The organism is Pseudomonadales bacterium, assembly GCA_024234215.1.
In the GTDB taxonomy this organism is placed as follows: Bacteria; Pseudomonadota; Gammaproteobacteria; order Pseudomonadales; family UBA5862; genus JACKOQ01.
On record JACKOQ010000003.1, the window covers coordinates 311391 to 335826 of the forward strand.

The following is a 24436-nucleotide window of genomic DNA, read 5'->3' on the forward strand; positions in this document are numbered from 1 at the left end:
ACCATGCAGGCGATCCCCGTCAATCTCTCTCCTCTGCCCTGGTGACCCTCCCGTAGATCAGGCCAGCCACCCTTCTTCTGCCATCCAGTACAGTCAGCGCAAGCCTGCCGGCATCGATCCATTGCATTGGCGGCCCGGCTCACAGGAGAATTTCCCCGCCTTGCGTCAGCCACCCATGAGACTCCCGACATGAACACCTCCGATCCCACAGTGGAACATCTGGCCCAACAGATTCACCACTTCAAACCTCCTGCCAGCTTGCCGCCCGTCGATCAGTGGCATCCGGCGCGGGTTGGCGAGATCGACATTCGCATTGCGCGTGACGGCACCTGGTACCACGAAGGCGAACCGATCAGGCGCAAGGAGCTGGTACGGCTGTTCTCGACCATCCTGCGTCGCGATGAAGATGGCCACAGCTATCTGGTGACACCGGCCGAACGACTGCGCATCGAGGTCGAGGATGCCCACTTTCTGGTCACCGATGTGGAAGTGGCGGGCGAAGGCGATCAACGGCGCTTCTGCTTCACCACCCAGGTCGGCGACCAGGTGCTGGCCGGCCCCGACCACCCCCTGTGGGTCGAAGAGAGCGCCACCGGTGAGCCATCGCCCTACCTCGCGATTCGCGGACGCCTTCATGGACGGCTGACCCGCGCACTCTTTTATCGTCTGATCGAAATGACCGAAGAACGCATGGTGGACGGCAAACCTCAATTGGGTATCACCAGTTCCGGTATTTTTTTCTCGCTCGGGAGCGCCACAGAATAATCGGCCGGCGCATTGTCGATCTCCATCATGACCGCAGATGCGCAGGATGCACTCCCCGCATGGTTTTTTTCTTGGTGATGTCAGATTGCGCCTGCCCCACCCCTGCTGATGACAGGCACGCATGCTTGTCTCGACAACGAAATGCTTTATCTGGACATGGTCATCCGTCTTTGTTATGGTTCTGAAAAAGATGCGCAAAAAAAGACAGTCCGATTTGAAGGGTCGAGCATTTTACCTCGCCAGATAACAAAAAAAGACGCATCAATTTCATGCAGGCCAATGCAGTTTCCATGCACCGTCACCCATCGGCACTTCAAACAGGTCCCCGCGACTTCAGCAAGACACGTCACTCGATTGACATCGAGTGTGCCGTATTTTTTATTAACCACTTTTTCGCTTTGTACCACTGAACATCGACATGTAAGGGAGCGCAGCTCAAAGGAGTCACAAGAGCCAGGACGGCCAGGCGATCTCCGTTTCCAGACGGAGAACATCCATTCATCACAGCAGAGCGTCCGCAGGGTGGCACGACAATGCAGATGAGCATCTCCGGCAAGCAGCCCGACGCTGCCCGTTTGCTGGTGGTCGATGATGAAATCCGTCTGCTGCGGAGCCTGCAAGAACTGCTCGTCCTGCATGGATACCAGACTGAACTGGCCCAGGGTGGTCGACAGGCGATCGAGCGACTCGATAACGACCACTTCGACGCCATCCTGCTCGACCTGCGCATGGAAGACATCAGCGGGCATGATGTGCTTCAGCACATTGCCGACCAACAGTATGAGACGCCGGTCATCGTCATCAGCGGCGAATCTTCATTCGGCGCCATCACCCAGGCGCTGTTGCTGGGCGCCACCGATTACATCCGCAAGCCCTACTCGAGCGATGAACTGCTCAAGACTCTCTCCAATACGCTGACCAATCAACGGCTGAAAACCGAAAACCGGCTGTTTCAACAACGGCTGTGGCAGTCGGAAAAACTGCATCGCCATCTGGTCGAACACTCTCCCGACGTCATTTATGTCCTCGATCATGAAGGCCGTTTCACCTTCATCAACAACCGCGTTTCCGACCTGCTTGGCTATCAGACAGAGGCACTGCTTGGCCAGCACTTCTCCGTCGTACTGGACGGCGAGGAGTGGCAGCAATTGTCATGCGACAGCGAGCACGACGATACCGACCGCTCATTCAGAAGACAGGCTGAAATTCGGGTCAGGAACAAATTCCACCAAGTGCGCCATCTCTATGTCGAGTACTTCCCGCTCGACCTCTCTCAAACGGGCGTGATCGACCAGAGCATCAGTGAAATCAGCTCCACCACCCAGGGAACCTTCGGCATTGCGCGCGACATCACCGAGCGCAAACAGGCGGAACAGACCATCCAGTTTCAGGCCTACCACGATCTGCTGACCGGGCTGCCCAACCGGACCCTGTTCAAGGACCGGCTGGACATGGCCGTTGCCCACGCCAAACGCAACAAAGAGCTCTTTGCGGTGCTGTTCATCGACCTGGACCGTTTCAAGGTGGTGAACGACTCGCTGGGACACGCAACCGGTGACCTGCTGCTGCAGGCGGTCAGCGAAACCCTGCGTTCATCGCTGCGCGAAGGCGATACGCTGGCACGCTTTGGCGGAGACGAGTTCACCCTGCTGCTGCCCAGCCTGAACTCGGAGCAGGACGCCGCCACCATCGCCAGCAAGATCATGGCCCGCCTCGCCAGCCCGTTTCTGCTCGATGGCCACGAAATCTTCATCGGTGCCAGCATTGGCATCGCGCTCTATCCCCGCGACGGCACATCGATGAACCAACTGGTCGGCCATGCCGATCTGGCGATGTATCAGGTGAAAAAGCGCAACCGCAATGGCTTCTGCTTTTACGAATCGAGCATGGATGCAGCCGCTTCGGAACGGTTGCTGCTCGAAAACGACATTCGTCGAGGCATCGAGGGCCAGCAGTTCTGCGTGCAGTACCAGCCACAGATGGACATCGATTCAGGAAAAATCCTCGGCATGGAGGCATTGGTGCGCTGGCGCCACCCACTGCGCGGACTGCTGCTGCCGAACGAATTCATCCCCATCGCCGAAGAGAGCGGATTGGTGCTGATGCTCGGCGAATGGGTATTGAGGCAGGGCTGCGCCGCCTTGCGTGAGTGGCTCGATGCAGGGCTGGAGCCAATCCGCATGGGCATCAACTTTTCTGTCCTGCAGATCGAGCAGCCCGACTTCACATCGCTGGTGCTCGCCGTTCTCGAAGAGCATCGACTCGACCCCAGCCTGCTGGAGGTCGAGATCACCGAAAATCTGCTGATGAAGGATTGGGAGGGCGTTGTCGCCAAACTTCAGGCGCTGCATCAGCATGGCGTCAAGATCGCGCTCGATGATTTCGGAACCGGATTTTCATCGCTCAGTTACCTGCAGAAATTCCCCCTCACCACCTTGAAAATCGATCGCGTGTTCATCAACGAGATCAACGTCACCAACCCGGATGCCTGCCTGGTCGATGCCATTGCATCCATTGGCAAAGGGCTGAAACTCAATCTGGTGGCCGAAGGCGTCGAAACCACGGAGCAGTTGGATTACCTGCGCCGCCTGGGCTGCCATGAGGCACAGGGCTTTCTGCTGAGTCGCTCGCTGGATCCCAGCGATGCCAGATCACTCCTGGAGCGCAATCAGAACAGGGCAACGGTCGCGCTCAGCTGACGCTGCACGGGGGCAAGGCTCCATGGACCGTCACCATGCCGTCAGAACCACTCCACAGCTCTGGCCGATGACACGCTTCAAGAAATTGATTTGCCAGCCACCTTCGATTAAGGTTTGGCTCGCGCGGAGATGGAGTTCCGGCCATGACAAGGCAAGACATTCCCGGCCAAAAGCAGCCAGAAAACATTTTTGATCCATGCGCTGCATGGATCCGCGCTGAACGACCGTCCGCCATAACAGCATCGGGAAAACCCGTGCGCAATAATAAAAAAGGAGACGATTGTGATGTCGACAATCAGCCTGGGCCATGTCAAGTGGTTCAACAACGCCAAGGGCTACGGTTTCATCATTGCGGACGACCGCCCTGAAGACATGTTCGCCCACTACTCCGCCATCATCATGGACGGATACAAGACCCTCAAGGCGGGCCAGAGAGTCAGTTTCGAGATCTCCAAGGGTCCCAAGGGCTACCACGCCATCGGCATCAGGCCTCTGGACATGCTGGAAGAGAGCAGCTCACTTCCCGCCGACGCGGCACCCGATCTTCCACCCGCTCGCCCGGAGATGGCAAAAACGCATGAGCATCACGACACCGCCAGCCAGCGCTCTCTGGAAAGCATGGCCGTAGAGTGAAAGTGCCCAAGGACGCGATGCGGATTCGACGCCTGTCGCTGCAACGCTCGGCCTTCCAAGAAGATACAATCAAGCCAGGAAGCAAACTCCAGTGTGATGCCGGAAAACCTGCTGGCCTGGTCACCGACACCCAGTCCCCGGCCAGCCGATGGGTGCTTTCAGCCGTGTGAACTCATGAACAGAACAGGCTTCAGGAGAAAATTTGGATCTGTTTTCACTGAGAAGCAGCCTGATCGACGGTTACAGCGCCTTCGCGCGTTCATTCACCCACATCGGCGCCGACGACATCCGCAGCCAGGTCGATCAGACCTTTGATTCCGGCCGCTACTGGCCGCAGCCGCTGATCCAGATCAACCCGCGCTTCAAGCCGGGCAAGTCGATCACTGAGCACGTGGCGGCGGGCGAACTTCATTCCGGAACCGAACGCATCTTTCAGGCCGGCGGCGAGCCCTTGCGGCTGCATCGCCATCAGTCCGAGGCCATCGCGCTGGCGCGAGCCGGCCACAGCTATGTGGTGACCACCGGCACCGGTTCGGGCAAGTCGCTGTGTTTTTTCATTCCCATCGTCGATGCCATCCTGCGCGCCAAGGCCGAGGACCCGACGCCGCGCACGCGCGCCATCGTGATCTACCCGATGAACGCGCTCGCCAACAGCCAGCTCGAAGAGCTGCAGAAGTTTTTGCCCGGGCTCACCCCGCCTGTCACCTTCGCGCGCTATACCGGCCAGGAGCGCGAGGAGGTACGCGAGCAGATTCGCGCCAACCCGCCCGACATCCTGCTCACCAATTTCATGATGCTGGAGTTGCTGCTCACCCGGCAGGATGCGCTCGACCGCGAGGTGATCGACCACTGCGCGGACCTGCGCTTTCTGGTGCTGGACGAGCTGCACACCTATCGCGGCCGCCAGGGCGCCGACGTCGCGCTGCTGGTGCGGCGCGTCAGGCAGCGCCTCAACGCCGAACGCCTGCAGTGCATCGGCACCTCGGCGACGATGGCGAGCGAGGGTTCGCAGGAAGAAAAGAACCGGGTGGTTGCCGAGGTCGCGGCCAAGCTGTTCGATGCCGCCATCGAGCCTGGCGACGTCATCACCGAGACGCTGGAGCGCGCCACCGATCCCACCCGCACGGCCGACAGCGTCGCCACCGAACTGACCGAGGCGATCACCGCCGGCGGCTTTGAACGCCTTGCGGATGCCCAGCTGCGCGGCCATCCGCTCGCCATCTGGGTCGAGACCACGCTCGGTCTCGACTTTCGCGACGGCAAGCCGGTGCGTGCCAAGCCGCTGACGGTGGACGAGGCGGCCGTAGCGCTGGCGACGACATCCGGCCTCGATCGTGAGTATTGCCTCACCGCCTTGCAGGCGTTCCTGCTCGCCGCCGCATTGCCCGAACGGGAGCGCATGCCGGGCCGCAGTGACTCACCCAACCCGTTCTTTGCCTTCAAGCTGCACCAGTTCCTCTCCGGCGCGGCGACTGCCTACGTCACGCTGGAGCCGCCTGGCACGCGCGCGGTGGTGCTCGAAGGCCAGCAGTACCTGCCGGGTAGCGAGGATTTGAAGCGTCTCTACCCCACCTACTTCTGCCGCGACTGCGGGCAGGAGTACCACGGTGTGCGCCAGCGCGTCGAAGGCGGCGCGCCGGTGCTGCTGCCGCGCGACATCGACGACGTCACGGCCATCAAGGACGAGGACGCCGCCGATGCCGACAGCGAGGGCGAACAGACCGGCTTCTTTCTGGTGGGGCCGGGCGACGCCGATTTCACCTTCACCGGCGACCTCGAGGACTACCCGGAAAGCTGGCTCGAAACCGGCGCCGCCAACACGCCGCGACTGAAGAAGACCTACCGCAAGCTCAAGGCCGTGCCGCTGCGCGCGGCACCCGACGGCGTGCTCGGCCAAGGCGTGCCCGGCTACTTTCTGCCTGGCAAGTTCCGCTTCTGCCTGCGCTGCCGCGCGGTGCACAGCGTGCAGGGCAAGGACACCAACCGGCTGGCGTCGCTCTCGGCCGAGGGCCGCAGTTCGGCCACCACGGTCATCACCACCGCGACGCTGGAGTGGATGCAGCAGCAGGCCGGCTTTGCGCCGCACACGCGCAAGCTGCTCGCCTTCACCGATAACCGCCAGGACGCCGCGCTGCAGGCCGGCCATTTCAACGATTTCATCTTCGTCAGCCTGATCCGATCGGCCTTTTTCGGCGCACTCGACGCCGCGCCACAGGGCGTCGCCGATGCCGATCTGGGCGAGCGCATGGTGCGCGCGCTCGGCTTCGACCGGCCGATCCCGCCCCAGGCGGACCCGGCGCAAACCCACCTCGCCGAATGGCTGCAAGAACCGGCGCTGTCCGGCCGCGATCTGCAGGATGCCGCCAACGTGCTGCGCCAGGTGCTGGCCTACCGCGCCTGGTTCGACCAGCGGCGTGGCTGGCGCTACACCAACCCCAACCTCGAACAGCTCGGCCTGCTGCGCGTCGTGTATCAGGATCTGGAGCCCTTCGCCGCGGACCCGGAAAACTTCCGCGACGCGCCGGCCGTATTGCGCGCGGCGAGCCCCACGGTGCGCGCCCAGGCATTCACCGCGCTGTTCGATCACCTGCGCCGGGGCCTCGCGGTGGACGCCGCCGCGCTCGACGACCAGCAGTTGCGCAAGCTGGCCGACGAGAGCCGCAAGTTCCTGCGCCTGCCCTGGGCCTTTGGCCGTGACGAAACGCTGCGCCCGGCGCGCTGGCTGTTTCTGGACCCGCCCGGCGGCGGTCAGCGCCAGGGACGGGACGAGGATCTGATCCTGCGCGCCGGTCTGCAAAGCCCGCTCGGCAAGGCGCTGCGCCAGGGCTCGCTGTGGGGTGTGGACAAGCCGCTCGGGCGCGATGCCTACCGCGAGCTGCTGGAGTGGATGCTCGGCGCCGCGCGCGGCAAGTTCGTGCGCTGTGACGACACCACGCCGTTTCGCGCCCCCGGCTGGCGGCTCGCCTCCCAGCGCGTGCGCCTGCTGGCCGGCGACGGCACGCTCGCCCGCGGCCGCGCCAACGCCTTTTTCACCCAGCTTTACGGCACCTTGGCGCAGACCCTGCAAGCGGGTGGCGCCGCCATCTTGCGCTTCGAGGGCCGCGAGCACACCGCCCAGGTCGAATCGCGCGTGCGCGAGATTCGCGAGGCGCGCTTTCGCCACAGTGACAAGGACCGCGAGGCCCTGCACGGCGAGCTGGGCGACAGCGCCCGGCTGCTTGGCGAGAGCACGCGCTTTCTGCCGGTGCTCTACTGCTCGCCGACGATGGAGCTCGGCGTCGACATCTCGGCGCTCAATGCCGTCTACCTGCGCAACGTGCCGCCCACGCCCGCCAACTACGCGCAACGCGCCGGCCGCGCCGGGCGCAGCGGCCAGGCGGCGCTGGTGGTCACCTACTGCGCCGCGCGCAGCCCGCACGACCAGTTCTTCTTCCACGAGCAGCGGCAGATGGTGCACGGGGAGGTGCGCGCGCCCTTGATCGATCTGGCCAACCGCCAGTTGCTCGAAAGCCACCTGCAGGCGATCTGGCTCGCCGCCAGCGGCGAGGCGCTCGGCAAGGCGATCGCCGACGTGGTGCAGCCCGAGCAGCCCGGCCTGCCGGTGCGCCGGGAACTGCTCGACGCTTTCGCCCAGCTGGAAGTGCGCCGCCACGCCGAGGCCCAGGCGCTGCCGATCCTGCACAACCTCGCGCCGCAGCTCGGCACGCAGCAGGCGCCCTGGTACGACGGCGCCGAAGCCTTTGCCGCGCGCGTGCTGAGCGGCGCGGTCGATGCCTTCGATGCCGCCTTTCGCCGGTGGCGCGAGCTGTTCAACGGCGCCGTGCGCCAGCGCGACCAGGCCCAGGCAACGCTCAACGACTTCACCGTGCGCGATCCCAAGGAAAAGGACGCCGCCAAGCGCCGCCACCGCCAGGCCATCGAACAGATCGAGCTGCTGCTGCACGGCCGCGAGACCCTTTCGAGCGACTTCTACACCTACCGCTACCTTGCGACCGAAGGCTTTTTGCCCGGTTACAACTTCCCGCGCCTGCCGCTGATGGCCTATGTGCCGGGCAGCGGCGACGGCGCGCGCAACCAGACCTTCCTGCAGCGGCCGCGCTTTCTGGGCATCGCCGAGTTCGGCCCGCGCAGCCTGGTCTATCACGAAGGCCGCGCCTTTCGCGTGGTGCGCGTGCGCATCGCCGTCGGCAGCCAGCAGGGCGAGGCGAGCCAGCAGCGGCTGCCGACACTGGCCGCGCGCCTCTGCGCGGCCTGCGGCGCCGCGCATTTCGACATCCAGGACGAGCGCTGCCACGCCTGCCGGGCCGATCTCGGCAACGCCGAGTGGGTGCGCGAGCTCTACCGCGTCGATGCCGTCGACACCGAACCCGCCGAGCGCATCACCGCCAACGACGAGGAGCGCCAGCGTCAGGCCTTCGAGTTGCAGACCACCTTCCAGTGGGCGCGGCGCAACGGCCAGATCGACGCCCGTGTGCTGGTGGCGCGCGACGCCGAGGGCGACATCGTGCAGCTGCGCTACAGCGCCGGCGCCACCATCACCCGCATCAACAAGGGCCTGCGCCGGCGCAAGGACAAGGGCGTGTTCGGCTTCAACCTGAGCCCCAAGACCGGCTACTGGCAAAAAGACGAAACCGAAGAGGCCAACGGCGCCGCCGAGCCCGACCCCGACAAGCTGCCGCCGCAGCGCGTGGTGCCCTATGTCGAAGACCAGAAAAACGCGCTGTTGCTGCAACCGGCGGGCGCCTGGTCGGATGTGACCCTGGCCACCGTGCAGTACGCGCTCAAGCGTGGCATCGAGTCGCTGTTCCAGCTCGAAGAGAGCGAACTGCTGGCCGAACCCCTGCCGAGCCGCGCCGAGCGCAAAGGCGTGCTGTTCTACGAGGCCACCGAAGGCGGCGCCGGCGTGCTGTCGCGCCTGGTGAGCGAAGCGGATGCGCTGGCGCGCGTCGCCCAGACCGCGCTGCGCCTGCTGCACCTCGAGCTGCCGGACGATCTGGCGACGCTGCGGCAGACGCCGCCCGCCGACTTGCCGGACCTGCCCGACACCGCCTGCGTCGCCGGCTGCTACCGCTGCCTGCTCTCCTACTACAACCAGCCGGAACACGAACTGCTGGACCGGCGCGACGAACACGCCCGCCGCATCCTGTGGCGCCTGGCCTGCTCCGAAACCGCGCTGACCGAGAATGCTCCGCCGCAGTCGTCATCCGGCGCAGAAGCAGACGTGGACGAAGCCAAAGGCTGGCAGGCGATCTGGCGGCAGGCGTTTGCTGCCGAAACGAGCGATCTGCCGCCGCCGGTTGCCGTCGAGCACGGCGGCAGCCCGCTGCTGCACTGGGCCGACCACTACGTGGCCGTGGCCCTGCCGGATACGCCGCGCGACCTGCAAACCGAATGGGAAGACCGGGGCTACACCTTCGTCCGCTTCGGCGACGATCGCTCCCAGTGGGCGCTCGCCTTCGGCAAGCTCGCGAAGCTGATCGGCCGATGACCGCAGTGCCGGGTTCCAATCGCTGGCAGGCGACCTATAATCGGACCGAATTCAGCCATCATGACGAGGCACTGACATGAAACTCGCCACCCACATCCGCCCACTGAGCTACTTCAAGGCCCATGCCTCCGAGGTCGTGCGCCAGCTCGGCGAGGAGGGCACCTCCATGGTCATCACCCTGAACGGCGAGGCCAAGGCCGTGGTGCAGGACATCCACAGCTACGAGCAGACGCAACAGACGCTTGCCCTGCTCAAGATTCTGGCGCTCGGCCAGCAGCAGATCGCTGAAGGCAAGGTCGTGCCGCTCGATGACGCCGTCGCCCGGGTGAAGGCGCGTCACCAGGGCAGCGAATGAGCTTTGCCGTCCTTCTCACCGAGGATGCGCTGCGCGATCTCGATGACCTGTACGCCTTCATCGCCGCGCAGGACGGCATCGAGCGCGCCGATGGTGTGCTGGAGCGGATCCACGAAAAGCTCGCCACGTTGCGCGACTTCCCCGAGCGCGGCGAGTACCCGCCGGAGCTGGCCGCCCTCGGTATCAAGCAGTTCCGCCAGCTTCACTACAAGCCATGGCGGGTGGTCTATCAGGTATCGGCCGGCACCGTCACCGTCATGCTGATCGCCGATGGCAGGCAAGACATGCAAACCCGACTGCAACGCCGCCTGCTGGGTTGACCGATGAACGCACCGACTTACACCCCCGGCAGCCTGGTCCGCGCCCGCGGCCGTGACTGGGTGGTGCTGCCGACCAGCGAGCCCGAGGCCCTGCACCTGCGCCCGCTGTCGGGCTCCGAGGCCGACACTGCCTGGCTGCACCTGGAACTCGAACCGGACATCCGGCCTGCACATTTCGACGCCCCTGCGGCCGACGACATCGGCAACCGCGAAACCGCCGCGCTGCTGGCCGACGCGCTGACGCTATCGCTGCGCCGCGGCGCCGGGCCATTCCGCAGCTTCGGCAACGTCGGCATCGAGCCGCGCAGCTATCAGCTGGTGCCGCTGCTGATGGCGCTCAAGCTCGACCCGGTGCGCCTGCTGATCGCCGACGACGTCGGCATCGGCAAGACCATCGAGGCGCTGCTGATCGCCCGCGAGCTGTTCGATCGCGGCGAGATCCAGCGCTTTGCCGTGCTCTGCCCGCCGCACCTGGTCGAGCAGTGGGTCGGGGAATTGACCGAACGCTTCCACTTCCCGGCGGTCGCGGTCACCGCCGCCAGCGCCGCGCGTCTGGAGCGCGGCCTGCCGGTCGGCGTGAGCCTGTTCGAGCAGCATGCCGTCACCGTGGTCAGCCTGGACTACATCAAAAGCCAGAAGCGGCGCGACGAATTCGCCCGCGCCTGCCCCGAGCTGGTGATCGTCGACGAGGCCCACACCTGCTCGTCTGCCAGCGACCGCACGCATTTGCGTTACGCGCTGCTCAAGGAGCTGGCCGCCAACCCGCACCGCCACCTGGTGCTGCTCACCGCCACCCCGCACAGTGGCGACGAGCAGGCGTTCTACCGGTTGCTCGCACTGCTCAAGCCGGCCTTCGAGGCGCTCGCCACCGCCCAGGGCGAGGCGCGCGACCGGCTGCGTCAGGAGCTCGCCGCCCACTACGTGCAGCGCCGCCGCCCGGACATCAATGCCTGGAAAGATGACGGCCTGTTCCCGCGCCGTGAGGTGGCCGAGGCCACCTACCGGCTCGGTGGTCGCTGGGAGCAGTTCTTCGAGGCCGTGCTCGACTACTGCGCCGCCGTCACCGAACGCGCGGGCGATGATGCGCGCCGCCAGCGCCTCACCTTCTGGGGCACGCTGGCGCTGATGCGCTGCGTCTCCTCGAGCCCGGCCGCGGCGGCGCAGGCGCTCGGCACCCGGCGCCTGGCGGCCGACGACGACGGCGCCGAGGATCTGGCCGCGCGCGTGTTCGACGGCAGCAGCGATGCCCTCACTGACGACGACGTCGAACCGGGCGCCGAGGATGCCGCGCTCGGCGCGCTGCTGGAACAGGCGCGCCGGCTGGAAGGCGAGCGCGACGACCCCAAGCTCGCCCGGCTGGCGCTCATTCTTGATGAGCTGTTCAAGGCCGGCCACGCGCCGGTGGTGTTCTGCCGCTACATCGCCACTGCGCATTACCTCGGCGCGCATTTGCGCCAGCGCTTCCCCAAACACACCATCGAGGTGGTGACCGGCGAGCTGCCGGCCGAGGAGCGCCGCGCCCGCGCCGAGGCGCTCGGCGAGCATGAACAGCGGCTGCTGATCGCCACCGACTGCCTGTCCGAAGGCGTGAATCTCCAGCAGCACCTCGACGCCGTCGTGCACTACGACCTCTCCTGGAATCCCACGCGCCACGAGCAGCGCGAAGGGCGCGTGGATCGCTTCGGCCAGCCGGCGCGGCTGGTGCGCGCGGTGCTGCTCTATGGCGAGAACAATCCGGTGGATGGTGCGGTATTGAACGTCATCCTGCGCAAGGCCGAGGCCATCCGTCGCGAACTCGGCGTGCCCGTGCCGCTGCCGGACGACGACCACGGCCTGACCCAGGCGCTGATGTCCGCGGTGCTGCTGCGCCGCAAGGATGGCGGCCTGCGCCAGCAGCAGGCATTCGACTTCGGCGAGCTGCCGCCGGCGCGCGATCTCGACGTCATCTGGACCGACCTGGCCGAAAAGACCCGCGCCAACCGCACGGTGTTCGCCCAGCGCGGCGTCCGGCCCGAAGAGGTGCTGCCGGAGTGGGAGCATGCGCGCAGCGCGCTCGGCGATGCCACGGCCGTGCGCCGCTTCGTCGAGCGCAGCCTCGCGCGCCTCGGAGCCGGCTCGGAAGCACGCCGCCGCGCCGGCAAGGAGATTCTGCGCGTACCGCTGCCGGCGCTGCCGCCGGCTCTGCGCGAGCGTCTGGCCGCGCAGGGGCTCGATGAGCGCATGGACATCGACTTCGCCCCGCCAGCCGCGCCCGGCTGCGCGCCCATGCACCGCGCCCATCCGCTGGTCGCCACGCTGGCCGAACATCTGCTGGAGTTCACGCTCGACGAGCGCACCGACGGCCCGTCCGACCCGGCGCGCCTCGGCCGCACCGGCGCCTGGATCAGCCCCGCGGTCACCCAGTTCACCACCGTGCTGCTGCTGCGCCTGCGCCACCAGCTCACGCTCGGCCGCGGCGATGGCGCCCGCACGCTGATGGTCGAAGAAGCCCTGCCGGTGGCGCTGGTCGGCCGGAACGACCCGCAGTGGCAGATCGCCCCGCCGGTGGCCGACTGGTTCGCGGCGCCGGCCGGCGCGGAACTCGCCCCCGCCGCACGCAGCCGCTTCGTAGCCGAGGCGCTGGCATCCCTCGGGCAGCAGACGGCCGCGCTGGAATCACTGGCCGCGCAGCGCGCCGAGCTGCTGCTCGCCGACCATCGCCGCGTGCGCGACGCCGCCCGTGCGCGCGGCGAGTATCAGGTGCGCGCGCTGCTGCCGGTGGACGTGATCGCCGCCTACGTGCTGCTGCCGGTGCAGACATGACCCGCCGCCCCCTGCCCACACTCGCCTACGACGCCCTCACGATCGAAGGCAGCCTGTTCAACGCCGAGTGGCTGGCCAAGGTCGCCCACCTCGAAGCGCCGCGGCAACAGCCACACGACTACGCCATTCCCGACGGCCTCAACCTGCGTGACGAGATCGCCCGCGCCTGGCGCATGGCCCAGGCGCAGTGGCTGAAGTTCCAGCCCACGCTGGCCACGCCCACGCCCACGCCTACACCTGCGGCGGCCGAGCGCTTCATCACCGCACTGCTCGAAACACTCGGTTTCGACGCGCTGCACAAGCTGCCGGCGCCCATCGTGCTGGGCGAGCGCAGCTTTCCCATCAGCCACACCCAAGGCCACGTGCCGGTGCTGATCGCCGCGCCCAGCGAAGGGCTCGACGAGGGCCACGCCCGTTTCGGCGAAGCCGGCCGCCGGCGCAGCCCGTTTGGCCTCTTGCAGGAATACCTCAACGCCGCCGACGCCGCGCTGTGGGGCCTGGTCAGCAACGGCCTCAAGCTGCGCCTGGTGCGCGACAACTTGAGCCTCACCCGCCCGGCGTGGCTCGAAGCGGACCTCGAACGCATCTTCACCGAGGAGCGCTTCGCCGACTTCTCGGCGCTGTGGCTCACCATCCACGCCAGCCGCTTCGGCCGCCCGGACGGCGACTCGGCCAACTGCGCGCTCGAAGCCTGGCGCCAGGTCGGCCAGCAGACCGGCATCCGCGCCCGCGACGAACTGCGCCGCGGCGTCGAGCGCGCACTCGCCGAACTCGGCCAAGGTTTTCTGGCCGAGCCCGCCAACACTGATTTACGCGCCGCGCTGACCGCAGGCCGGCTCACCCCCGCCGGCTACTTCCAGCAACTGCTGCGCCTGGTCTACCGGCTGATCTTTCTGCTCACGGTGGAAGAACGCGGCCTGCTGCACCCGCCCGCCAGCGACCCCGCCGCCCAACGGCTGTACGAACGCGGCTACGGCCTGCGCCGCCTGCGCGAGCGCGCCGTGCGCCGCAGCGCGCACGACGCGCACACCGATCTCCATGCCGCGCTGAAAGTCACCTTCCGCGGTCTGGCCAGCGGCGAACCGCGCCTGGCGCTGCCCGCCTTGGGCGGCCTGTTCGGCAGCGAGCAGACCCCTTGGCTCGACGCTGCCCAGCTGCAAAACCGCCACCTGCTGGGCGCGCTCTGGGCGCTGGCCTGGATCGCCCGCGACGGCGCCACCGAGCGCGTGAATTGGCACGCCTTAGGGCCGGAGGAGCTCGGCAGCGTCTATGAGAGCCTGCTGGAACTGGTGCCGGTGGTCGACGAGGGCGCCACCCGCTTCGGCTTCGCCGGCGGCGATGAGACCCGCGGCAACGCCCGCAAGCTCTCCGGCAGCTACTACACGCCCGACAGCCTGGTGCAGGCGCTGCTCGACTCGGCGCTGGAGCCGGTCATCGCGCAGAAAAAGGCCGAACGCCCGGACGACGAAGCCGCCGCCATCCTCTCCATCACCGTCATCGACCCGGCGGTTGGCAGCGGCCACTTCCTGCTCGCCGCCGCGCGGCGGCTGGCGGCGCATCTGGCGCGCGCCCGCGCCCAGGGCCAGCCCGGCGCCGCCGAACACCGCCGCGCGCTGCGCGAGGTGGTCTCGCACTGCCTGTTCGGCGTCGACCGCAACCCGATGGCGCTGGAACTCGCCAGGATCGCCTTGTGGCTGGAAGCGATGACGCCCGAGGCGCCGCTGTCGTTTCTGGACACCCACCTGGTGCTGGGCGACGCCCTGCTCGGCGTGCTCGACCCGGCCTGCCTCACCCAGGGCATTGCGGACGACGCCTTCAAGCCGCTGACGGGCGACGACAAGCCCACCTGCGAGCGGCTCAAAAAACGCAATCGCGAGGCGCGCAAGGCGCTCGCGCGCCTGACCGAGCAGGGCCCGCAGCCGCTGCTCGACTTTGCCCGCCACACCGTTGCCGCCGAGCTCGCCGCGCTCGACGATCTGCCCGACGACACGCTGGAGCAGATCGCCGCCAAACGCGCCGCGTATGAAGCCGTGCGCGCTCAACAGGAGCGGGCGGGCCTGGCCGAAGACCTGCTGCTCGCCGCCTACCTCAGCCCCAAGCGGCCGGAAACCGAAGCGCGCATCCCGACCAGCGAACACCTGCTGCGCGCGCTCACCGGCCAGCCGGTGGACGAGGCAGTAGTCGAAACCGCGCGCCAGACCGCCCGCGCCCACCAGGTGCTGCACTGGCGCGAAGCCTTTGCCCAGGTGTTCGCGCGCGGCGGCTTCGACTGCGTGCTCGGCAACCCGCCGTGGGAGCGCATCAAGCTGCAGGAGCAGGAGTTTTTTGCCAGCCGCGCGCCCGATGTCGCGAACGCCCGCAACAAGGCCGAACGCGCCCGCGCCATCACTGCGCTGCAACGCGCCCCGGTCGACAGTCCCGAGCGGCGCTTGTTCGAGTCCTTCGAGACCGCCAAGCGCGCCGCGGAGGCCGCCAGCGCCTTCGCCCACAAAGGCCTGCGCTACCCGCTCACCGGCGTCGGCGACGTCAACACCTACGCCCTCTTTGCCGAAACCGCGCTCGCCCTGCGCGCCGCCCAGGGCCGCGCCGGCATCATCGTGCCGAGCGGTGTCGCCACCGACGACTCCACCAAGGCGTTCTTCTCGCACATTGCCGACGGCCGGCTGGTGAGCCTGTTCGACTTCGACAATCGAGCCCGGTTGTTTCCGGCAGTGATCAGCCTGATGAAGTTCTGTCTGTTGACCATCGGCGAGACCAAAGAAACGGTTCTGGCGTTCTTTCTAAACACGCCGGCCGATTTAAAAGATCGACGACGCCACCTCACGCTTTCCCGCGAGGAGTTCGCGCTGCTCAACCCCAACACCCGCACCTGCCCGGTGTTCCGCAGCCAGGCCGACGCCGAACTGACCAAAAAGATCTACCGCCGCGTGCCGGTGCTGTGGGACGAGAGGCGGCCGGACGGCAACCCGTGGGGGATCTCGTTCGCCACCCTGTTCCACATGTCGAACGACAGCCACCTGTTCCGCACTGCCGCCCAGCGCGGCGAACTGGCCGACCCGGTGCCGCTGTACGAAGCCAAGCTGATCCACCAGTTCGACCACCGCTGGGCCACCTACGCCGGCGCGCAGGCCAAGCTGACCGACGACGACGAAGCCGACGGCGCCCGCGACAGCACGGACGCCGAAAAGGCCCGCCCCGACGTCACCGCCACCCCGCGCTACTGGGTGGAGCGCGCCGAGGTGGAGGCGCGGCTGCGGGACAAAGGCTGGCAGCGCGGCTGGCTGATGGGCTGGCGGGACATCTGCCGTTCTACCGACGAGCGCACGGTGATTGCGGCGGTGTTTCCTCGAGTCGGCGTCGGTAACAAGATTCCGCTATTACTGCCCGTCGCGTTGCAAGATCATCCCGGTCTGTGTGCGGCCTTGATCGGCAATCTGTGCGCCTTGGCCCTCGATTTCGTCGCCCGGCAAAAGATCGGCGGAACCACGCTCAACTATTTCTACATCAAGCAGTTCCCAGTGCTGCCCCCCACCGCCTACACCCCCGAGGCGCTGGCCTTCATCGTCCCGCGCGTGCTGGAGCTCACCTACACCGCCTTCGACCTGCGGCCCTTCTACGACGACCTGGTGGCCGAAAACCCGGCCTTCGACCCGCGTCCGCCCTCCGAGCGCGGCCAGCCCTTCCCCTGGAACCCCGAGCGCCGCGCAAAGCTGCGCGCCGAACTCGACGCCTGCTACGCCCGCCTCTACGGCCTGACCCGCGATGAACTGCGCTACATCCTCGACCCCGCCGACGTGATGGGGGCCGACTACCCCTCCGAAACCTTCCGCGTGCTCAAGGACAAGGAGACCCGCCAGTACGGCGAATACCGCACCCAGCGCCTCGTGCTCGAAGCCTGGGATCGACTCAACGACGATCGATGAGAGTGCAGCATGCTGACCGAACTTCGCATCCAAAACTTCAAAGCATGGCGGGATACGGGGCCAATCCGTATGGCTCCACTCACGGTGATCTTCGGTGCCAATAGCGCCGGCAAGAGCAGCCTGGGACATTTGCTGCTCGCGCTCAAGCAGACTGCACGGCTGACCGACCGCAGGCGTGCCCTGCATTTGGGCGATTTGCAGTCGGACATCGACCTCGGCACGTTTGCCGATTGTCTCTATGGACACGACCTCAGGGCCAAACTCGGGTTCACCCTGGGCTGGAAGCTGCCCGCGCCGCTGACCCTGCGCGACCCACTCGCCAAGCAAACCGCCTACACCGGTGAGACCTTGCGCCTGCAAGCCACGTTGCGTGCTGATGGGCGCGGGCTGCCAACCTTGGAGTCGTTCCGTTACGAACTGCGGCAGGGCGCGGAGCCGAGGTTGACAGTCGATCACAGGATCGATGACTCCAGAAAATCCGTCTTGGACGTTCAACCGCTAAAGCTGGTGCATGCCCCCGGCCGCAAATGGGGCCTCGAGTTGCCAGAAAAGTTCTACCGCTTCTCGGACGTGACGCTGGCGCGCTACCAGAATGCGGATGCACTGGCCCTGCTGCCGCTGGAGGTGGAACGCCAGCTTGAAAGGGTGATCTATCTGGGGCCGCTGCGCGAACCTCCCCGGCGTACCTATCACTGGGCGGGCGACACAGTGCCCGATGTCGGGGTGCGAGGGGAATTTGCGATCGCTGCAATCCTCGCCGCCAGCGATGCCAAACGCAAACTCAATCGCGGCTACAAGCAGCGCCTCCAGCGTTTTGATGTCTTTATCGCTGCCTGGCTCAAGGATCTGGGTGTGATTAACGACTTTACCGTGCGCCCGATTGCCGAAGGACGCAAGGAATACGAGGTGGTAGTGCGCACGCGTGCGCACTCACCGGAAGTCAAGCTCACCGATGTGGGCTTTGGCGTCTCGCAGGTTTTACCCGCCCTGGTGCAAGCGTTTTATGCACCACCACAATCCACCGTCTGGATGGAACAGCCGGAAATTCACCTGCATCCGCGCGTGCAGACCGAGCTGGCAGATGCTTTCATCAGCGCCGTCCAAGCCTACGAGGATGGCAAGCCCCGCGGCGTGCAGCTCGTCATCGAAAGCCACTCGGAGCACTTTCTGCTACGCCTCCAGCGCCGCGTGGCCGAAGGCTTGCTCAAACCCGAGGAGATTGCCGTTTACTTCGTTCGCGATGGCGAAGAAGGCGCGGCGCTGGAGGAGCTCAAGCTCGACATGTTCGGCGAGATCGAAAACTGGCCGGAGGGTTTTTTCGGCGACGATCTGGGCGAAATCGCGGCACGCAGCCAGGCAGCGATCAGGCGGCGCATGGAGGGCGAAGGAGCGACGCATGGCTGAGGTCGTCATTGATACCAATGTGCTACGAGTGGCCAGCCGGCACCACCAAGATGTATCGTCCGAGTGCGTGGCTGCCTGCATTGAGCGACTGCAGCACATCCGAGCAAAGGACTGCGTGGTCATCGACACTGCATTCCACATATTGGGCGAATATCAAAAAGGGCTCAATGCCAACAAAGGCAAGGGTGTGGGCGAGGCTTTCCTCAAGTGGCTTTTGCAGAATCAGGCCAACCCTAAACGCGTGCAGCGCGTCGCGCTGACCGAGCTCGCAGACAACGACTATGCGGAGTTTCCCGATCCGGCGTTGGCGGCTGCGTTCGACCCGCCCGACCGCAAATTCGTCGCCGTGGCGCATGCGCACCCGAAGAAACCTCCGGTGCTGCAAGCCACCGATAGCAAGTGGCTGCGCTGGCATGATCGGTTACAGCAACATGGTGTGCGCGTCGAGTTTCTCTGCCCGCAAGACATTTGCCGCTTTTTCAAGGCGAAGTTTCCAAATGAGGCCGTGCCGCCGCTGCCATGAGTGAAGGATTCTTCCGCTTCCCCCACACGCCACACCTGGCCTGGCTCGGCGCGGGTGCGCCGCGCGACGACAAGGTGCTTGCGCCCGCCGAGGTGCAGGCGTTGCTGGCCGACGAGGTGGTGGTGGAGGAAAAACTCGACGGCGCCAACCTGGGGCTGTCGCTGGCACCGGATGGCAGCTTGCGCGCCCAGAACCGCGGGCAGTATCTGTACGAGCCCCATGCCGGCCAGTTCGCCCGGCTGCCGGCCTGGCTGGCGCAGCATGAATCTGGGCTGCGCGAGGTGCTCACGCCAGAGCTGATGCTGTTCGGCGAATGGTGCGCCTTGACCCACAGCATTCCCTACACGGCGCTGCCGGACTGGTTCATCGCCTTCGACGTCTACGATCGTGCCAGCGGGCGCTTCTGGAGCCGGGCGCGGCGCAATGCACTGCTGGCGCGGATCGGCATCCCGGCGGTGCCCGAAGTTGCCCGCGGCCGGCTGACGCTGGCGACGGTGAAGCGGCTGCTCGAAGAAACGCCATCGGCCTGCGGCGCGCCGCACGTCGAAGGCTTCGTGCTGCGCCGCGACGTCGGCGACTGGTGTGCGGCGCGGGCCAAGCTGGTGCGCGCCGATTTCGTGCAGGCGATCGACACCCACTGGCGCCGCCGCGCGCCGGCGCACAACCGGCTGGCGGCGCATCCGACATGACCGGCCTCTCGCCGATCCTGCTCGCCAAGCTCGCCCATGACGCCGGCTTCGTGGTGGAACTGGGCGAGACCGACGGCTGGCTGGCGTTCGCCATCCCGGGCCGTGACCTGACGCTGTGGCTGCGCGGGCAGGATGAGGCGCTCATTGCCGCGCTGTCGCGCCGCGATGTGCTGACGGAAACCGCCATCGGCACGGCGTGGAGCGGGTCGTTGCCCGGCGCGGCGCAGGGCGCACGACGGGTGGGCTCGGCCAACGACCTGCTGACGCTGCTGCACCGGGCGCGGGTGCTGGAGCGCACCTTGCCCGATGCGCTGCTGACCGAATTCAAACAAACCACTGCCGACGTCGACACCACCGAGGCGCTGGCATGGGTGCGCCAGCGGCGCGGGCAGGCGCTGTTCCGCCAGGGACTGTTCGACTACTGGGGCGGGCGCTGCGCGCTCACCGGCCTCGACGTGCCGGAGCTGCTGCGCGCCAGTCACGCCAAGCCGTGGAAGGACGCCAGCGACGCCGAGCGCCTGGACGTGCACAACGGCCTGCTCTTGGCCGCGCATCTGGACGTGGCCTTCGATCAGGGCTTCATCGCCTTCGACGCCGCCGGCCGCATCGAGATTTCACCCGCGCTGCCGGCCGGGGCGGTCGCGATCCTCGGTCTGAACCCGGCGCTGCGGCTCACGCGGCTGAGTGCGGCGCACGCGCCCTATCTGGCCTGGCATCGGGGTCACGTGTTTAGGGCACTGTGACGGTGGATTCGGTATCCCACTGCGCGATCACCTCGACGCCTTGGCGCGGGCATCGGCTGAGGCGTGCAGGGCGATGCAATCCCACAACGTACTGCCGAAGATGAGCCAAGACCCATGACACTCGCCGGCCTCGACACCCCCCTCGACATCCTCACCCGCGTCTTCGGCTATCACGCCTTCCGCGGCCGGCAGGCGGCGATCATCGACCACGTGGTGGCCGGCGGCGACGCGCTGGTGATCATGCCGACCGGCGGCGGCAAGTCGCTGTGCTATCAGGTGCCGGCGCTGGTGCGGGGCGGCGTCGGCGTGGTGGTGTCGCCGCTGATCGCGCTGATGGACGACCAGGTGGCGGCGCTGCGCGAGCTCGGCGTGGCTGCGGCGGCGCTGCACTCGGGCCTGCCGGCCGGCGAGGCGGCGGCGATCGAGCGCGAGCTGCTCGCCGGGCGGCTGAAGGTGGTCTACATGGCGCCGGAGCGTCTGGTTGGCGAGCGCACGCTGGAACTGCTGTCGCGCGTGCCGGTGGCGCTGATCGCGATCGACGAGGCGCACTGCGTATCGCAGTGGGGGCACGACTTCCGGCCCGAGTATCTCGGCCTTGGCGTGCTCGGCGAGCGCTTTCCCGGCGTGCCGCGCCTGGCGCTGACCGCCACCGCCGACGGGCCGACGCAGCGCGATATCGTGCAGCGCCTTGGGCTCACCGCTGCGGCGGTATTCACGGCGAGTTTCGATCGCCCGAACATCCGTTACCACATCCGCCAGGGCGAGGGCCTACGCGAGCAGCTGCTGGCGTTTCTGGATGCACACCACCGCACCGACAGCGGCATCGTCTACTGCCCGACCCGCCGCCGGGTGGAGGAGACCGCGGAGTGGCTCGCGCGTCACGGCCGCCCGGCACTGATCTACCACGCCGGTCTGCCGGCCGAAACGCGCTCTGCAAACCAGCGCCGCTTCCTGCGCGAGGATGGCCTCACGATGGTGGCGACGGTGGCCTTCGGCATGGGCATCGACAAGCCGGACGTGCGCTTCGTGGCGCATCTGGGGCTGCCGAAGAACGTCGAGGGCTATTACCAGGAGACCGGCCGCGCCGGGCGCGACGGCCTGCCGGCCAACGCCTGGCTCGGTTACAGCCTGGCGGACGTGGTCGGCACGCGCCAGTTGCTGGCGGCCAGCGATGCGCCCGAAGAGCGCCGCCGCGTCGAGCAGGCCAAGTTCAGCGCGCTGCTGGGCCTCGCCGAGAGCACCGGCTGCCGGCGCCAGGCGCTGCTCGCCTATTTCGGCGAACAACTCCCGGCGCCCTGCGGCAACTGCGACAACTGCCTCGACCCGCCGGCCACCTTCGACGCCACCGAGGCGGCGCAGCTCGCGCTCTCCTGTGTCTACCGCACCGGCCAGCGCTTCGGTGTGGGCTATCTGATCGAGGTGCTGCGCGGCGGGGATGATCCGCGCATCGCAAGCTTCGGCCACGACCGGCTCGCTCTGTTTGGCCGCGGGCAGGAGCGCCCAGCGGCGCAGTGGCGCTCGCTGTTCCGCCAGCTTGCCGCGCGGGGTCTGGTGAGTGTGGAGATCGACGGCCACGGTGGCCTGCGTCTGACCGAGGCGGCGCGGCCGGTGCTGCGCGGCGAGCAACGGCTGTTTCTTCGTGAGGAGAGCACCGCCCGCGAGCGTCGCCGGCGCAAGGGCAGCGCGGCACCGCTGCTGGCGAGCGCCGAGCAGGCGCTGTTCGAGGCGCTGCGCGCCGAACGGCGGCGGCTGGCGGACGCCCACGGCGTGCCGGCCTATGTGATCTTCCACGACGCGACGCTGGCGCAGATGGCCGCCGAGCGGCCTCGGACGCTGGCGGATCTGGCGCAGATCAACGGCGTCGGCGCCGCCAAGCTGGAGCGTTACGGGGAGGCGTTTCTGGCGGTGATCGGTGGCATGACGCCATGATGGGCGGGCGGTGGCGCCATGCCGGGCAGTGGAGCGATCGGCATGGCCACCCGAGGCGCAGCGCTCGATCAGCCTTCCATGTTCCTGATGATGGCGTCGCCGAATTCGGAGCACCTCAGCAGCTTGGCATCGGGCATCAGCCGCTCGAAGTCGTAGGTGACGGTCTTGGCCTCGATGGCGCCCTCGACGCCCTTCAGAATCAGGTCGGCCGCTTCGCTCCAGCCGATATGGCGCAGCATCATCTCGGCCGAGAGCACCAGTGACCCCGGATTGACCTTGTCCTGGCCAGCGTACTTGGGTGCCGTGCCGTGGGTGGCCTCGAACACCGAGACGCTGCCGCCCAGGTTGGCGCCGGGGGCGATACCGATGCCGCCCACCTCGGCCGCCAGCGCGTCGGAGATGTAGTCACCATTGAGGTTGAGGGTGGCGATGACGCTGTACTCTTCGGGCCGCATCAGAATCTGCTGCAGGAAAGCGTCGGCAATCACATCCTTGACGACGATCTGCCGTCCGGTTCTGGGATTGTTGAAGGCATGCCAGCTTCCGCCATCGAGCGGCGTGGCGCCGAACCGCTCCCGCGCCAGCTCGTAGCCCCAATCCTTGAAGGCCCCTTCGGTGTACTTCATGATGTTGCCCTTGTGCACCAGCGTGACCGACGGCAGATCGCAGTCGATCGCATACTGGATCGCCTTGCGCACCAGCCGCTTGGTGCCCTCTTCGGAGACCGGTTTGATGCCGATGCCGCAATGCTCCGAAAAGCGGATCTGGGTGACACCCATCTCTTCGCGCAGGAATCGGATCAGCTTGATCGCCTCGGGCGAATCGGCCTTCCATTCGATGCCGGCATAGATGTCCTCGGAGTTCTCGCGGAAGATCACCATGTCGGTCTTCTGCGGTGCGATCACCGGGCTCGGCACCCCCTTGAACCAGCGCACCGGGCGGATGCAGACATAGAGGTCGAGCTCCTGACGCAGCGCCACGTTGAGCGAGCGAATGCCGCCGCCGACCGGCGTCGTCAATGGCCCCTTGATGCCGACCAGATACTCCCTGAAAGCCTCGAGGGTCTCGGCGGGCAGCCACTCGTTCGGCCCATAGACCCGGGTCGCCTTCTCACCGGCGTAGATCTCCATCCAGGCAATCGAACGGCGCGCACCATAGGCCTTGTCGACGGCGGCGTTGACCACCTTCAGCATCACCGGCGTGATGTCGACACCGGTGCCGTCACCCTCGATGTAGGTGATGATGGGGTGGTTGGGCACGTTGAGAGAGAGATCCGCATTGGCGGTGATCTTTTCACCGTCTTTGGGAATCACCAGCTTTGTCCGTTTCATGGTCCTGACTGCTCCAGATGCATTCCAAGGGGAGCGACTGATGGGTAGACTGCCTCACCCGCGACCCGCACCATCCATGCAGGGCAGAACGACAGTTGCGGTTCGGTAATTCGATTTCAACCCGTCGCCGAAGATGGCCGGAGTATACCAAAGCGAAATCGCCGTTTTGGCCGTTCCGGTAATTTTTTTACCTTTTGATGACCGCGCATGGCGCTGCTGATTCTGTTCAACAAACCCTATGGCGTGCTGTCGCAGTTTTCGGGCGATGGCGCCCATCCCACGCTCAAACCGTTCATCGAGCTGCCGAACGTCTATCCGGCCGGCCGGCTCGACCGTGACTCCGAGGGGCTGTTGCTGCTGACCGACGACGGCCAGTTGCAGCATCACATCGCCCACCCGCGCCACAAGCAGCAGAAGAGCTACTGGGTGCAGGTCGAAGGAGAACCGACCACCGAGGCGATCGGCACGCTGCAACAGGGGGTACTGCTGAACGATGGCATGACGTTGCCGGCACAGGTGCGGCGGATCGACGAACCCGCGCTCTGGCCACGGCAGCCGCCGATTCGCTGGCGCGCCAACAAGCCCACCCACTGGCTCGAGATCACGATCCGCGAGGGGCGCAACCGGCAGGTGCGGCGCATGACCGCCGCAGTCGGTCTGCCGACACTGCGGCTGGTGCGCTGGCGCATCGGCGACTGGACACTCGATGGTCTGGCGCCCGGTGAGTGGCGCAGCGTTCAGATCGAGTCGCCAGCGCAGACGGCACCCCACCCCCGCCGAGTGCCGGCATCAAGACCGCAACGCGCACCAAAGAGGTCGCCCAGAGGATGAC

Annotated in this window: 15 protein-coding genes; 14 read left to right on the plus strand and 1 reads right to left on the minus strand. The window is 66.6% G+C overall.

Annotation, left to right across the window (positions count from 1 at the left end; genetic code table 11):
- Positions 1-189: 189 nt before the first annotated feature.
- From H7A13_08200 to recQ, 13 genes are all read left to right on the plus strand, one after another.
- Positions 190-765: a DUF1285 domain-containing protein gene (locus tag H7A13_08200; GenBank protein ID MCP5333324.1), complete on the plus strand. Its 576-nt coding sequence runs from the start codon at positions 190-192 to the stop codon at positions 763-765.
- Positions 766-1304: 539 nt separating this feature from the next.
- Entirely contained in the window at positions 1305-3464 is a 2160-nt protein-coding gene (locus H7A13_08205; protein MCP5333325.1) for an EAL domain-containing protein, read from the plus strand.
- A 294-nt stretch (positions 3465-3758) separates the two neighbouring features.
- Positions 3759-4097 (plus strand): cold shock domain-containing protein, encoded by a 339-nt coding sequence (locus H7A13_08210; GenBank protein MCP5333326.1) that lies wholly within the window; start codon positions 3759-3761, stop codon positions 4095-4097.
- Between the two features lie 202 nt (positions 4098-4299).
- Positions 4300-9585 (plus strand): DEAD/DEAH box helicase, encoded by a 5286-nt coding sequence (locus H7A13_08215; GenBank protein MCP5333327.1) that lies wholly within the window; start codon positions 4300-4302, stop codon positions 9583-9585.
- Positions 9586-9661: 76 nt separating this feature from the next.
- The gene (locus H7A13_08220) at positions 9662-9940 is read left to right on the plus strand and encodes a type II toxin-antitoxin system Phd/YefM family antitoxin (protein MCP5333328.1); all 279 of its coding nucleotides are present in this window, start codon (positions 9662-9664) and stop codon (positions 9938-9940) included.
- Positions 9937-10260 carry a type II toxin-antitoxin system RelE/ParE family toxin gene (locus H7A13_08225; protein MCP5333329.1) on the plus strand — a complete coding sequence of 108 codons (324 nt, stop codon included), beginning with the start codon at positions 9937-9939 and terminating at the stop codon, positions 10258-10260. Before H7A13_08220 ends, H7A13_08225 begins: the two co-directional genes overlap by 4 nt.
- Positions 10261-10263: 3 nt before the next feature.
- Positions 10264-13062, plus strand: a complete 2799-nt coding sequence (locus H7A13_08230; protein MCP5333330.1) for a DEAD/DEAH box helicase — start codon at positions 10264-10266, stop codon at positions 13060-13062.
- Positions 13059-16985: an N-6 DNA methylase gene (locus H7A13_08235; protein MCP5333331.1), complete on the plus strand. Its 3927-nt coding sequence runs from the start codon at positions 13059-13061 to the stop codon at positions 16983-16985. The genes H7A13_08230 and H7A13_08235 overlap by 4 nt, the downstream gene beginning before the upstream one ends.
- A gap of 9 nt (positions 16986-16994) precedes the next feature.
- Positions 16995-18389 carry a DUF3696 domain-containing protein gene (locus H7A13_08240; GenBank protein ID MCP5333332.1) on the plus strand — a complete coding sequence of 465 codons (1395 nt, stop codon included), beginning with the start codon at positions 16995-16997 and terminating at the stop codon, positions 18387-18389.
- On the plus strand, positions 18382-18912 hold the full coding sequence (locus H7A13_08245) for a hypothetical protein (GenBank protein ID MCP5333333.1): 531 nt from the start codon (positions 18382-18384) through the stop codon (positions 18910-18912). Before H7A13_08240 ends, H7A13_08245 begins: the two co-directional genes overlap by 8 nt.
- Complete coding sequence (locus H7A13_08250) at positions 18909-19601, plus strand: RNA ligase family protein (GenBank protein MCP5333334.1); 693 nt, start codon at positions 18909-18911, stop codon at positions 19599-19601. Before H7A13_08245 ends, H7A13_08250 begins: the two co-directional genes overlap by 4 nt.
- Positions 19598-20344, plus strand: coding sequence for an HNH endonuclease (locus tag H7A13_08255; protein ID MCP5333335.1), 747 nt, complete (start codon positions 19598-19600; stop codon positions 20342-20344). The genes H7A13_08250 and H7A13_08255 overlap by 4 nt, the downstream gene beginning before the upstream one ends.
- A gap of 114 nt (positions 20345-20458) precedes the next feature.
- Positions 20459-22273 carry a DNA helicase RecQ gene (gene recQ / locus H7A13_08260; protein ID MCP5333336.1) on the plus strand — a complete coding sequence of 605 codons (1815 nt, stop codon included), beginning with the start codon at positions 20459-20461 and terminating at the stop codon, positions 22271-22273.
- 68 nt (positions 22274-22341) lie between these two features.
- On the opposite strand, the gene icd is transcribed toward recQ, so the two are convergent.
- Positions 22342-23604, minus strand: a complete 1263-nt coding sequence (gene icd / locus H7A13_08265) for an NADP-dependent isocitrate dehydrogenase (protein MCP5333337.1) — start codon at positions 23602-23604, stop codon at positions 22342-22344.
- Between the two features lie 207 nt (positions 23605-23811).
- On the opposite strand from icd, the gene H7A13_08270 reads away from it, so the two are divergent.
- Positions 23812-24435, plus strand: coding sequence for a pseudouridine synthase (locus H7A13_08270; GenBank protein MCP5333338.1), 624 nt, complete (start codon positions 23812-23814; stop codon positions 24433-24435).
- Position 24436 lies beyond the last annotated feature (1 nt).

What these genes read in the sequence shown, in the direction of transcription:
- recQ (MCP5333336.1), top strand. Translation starts at nt 20,459, where the DNA reads ATGACACTCGCCGGCCTCGACACCCCCCTCGACATCCTCACCCGCGTC.
- H7A13_08220 (MCP5333328.1), top strand. Translation starts at nt 9,662, where the DNA reads ATGAAACTCGCCACCCACATCCGCCCACTGAGCTACTTCAAGGCCCAT.
- H7A13_08250 (MCP5333334.1), top strand. Translation starts at nt 18,909, where the DNA reads ATGAGTGAAGGATTCTTCCGCTTCCCCCACACGCCACACCTGGCCTGG.
- H7A13_08235 (MCP5333331.1), top strand. Translation starts at nt 13,059, where the DNA reads ATGACCCGCCGCCCCCTGCCCACACTCGCCTACGACGCCCTCACGATC.
- H7A13_08200 (MCP5333324.1), top strand. Translation starts at nt 190, where the DNA reads ATGAACACCTCCGATCCCACAGTGGAACATCTGGCCCAACAGATTCAC.
- H7A13_08255 (MCP5333335.1), top strand. Translation starts at nt 19,598, where the DNA reads ATGACCGGCCTCTCGCCGATCCTGCTCGCCAAGCTCGCCCATGACGCC.
- icd (MCP5333337.1), bottom strand. Translation starts at nt 23,604, where the DNA reads ATGAAACGGACAAAGCTGGTGATTCCCAAAGACGGTGAAAAGATCACC.
- H7A13_08205 (MCP5333325.1), top strand. Translation starts at nt 1,305, where the DNA reads ATGAGCATCTCCGGCAAGCAGCCCGACGCTGCCCGTTTGCTGGTGGTC.
- H7A13_08270 (MCP5333338.1), top strand. Translation starts at nt 23,812, where the DNA reads ATGGCGCTGCTGATTCTGTTCAACAAACCCTATGGCGTGCTGTCGCAG.
- H7A13_08225 (MCP5333329.1), top strand. Translation starts at nt 9,937, where the DNA reads ATGAGCTTTGCCGTCCTTCTCACCGAGGATGCGCTGCGCGATCTCGAT.
- H7A13_08240 (MCP5333332.1), top strand. Translation starts at nt 16,995, where the DNA reads ATGCTGACCGAACTTCGCATCCAAAACTTCAAAGCATGGCGGGATACG.
- H7A13_08230 (MCP5333330.1), top strand. Translation starts at nt 10,264, where the DNA reads ATGAACGCACCGACTTACACCCCCGGCAGCCTGGTCCGCGCCCGCGGC.
- H7A13_08245 (MCP5333333.1), top strand. Translation starts at nt 18,382, where the DNA reads ATGGCTGAGGTCGTCATTGATACCAATGTGCTACGAGTGGCCAGCCGG.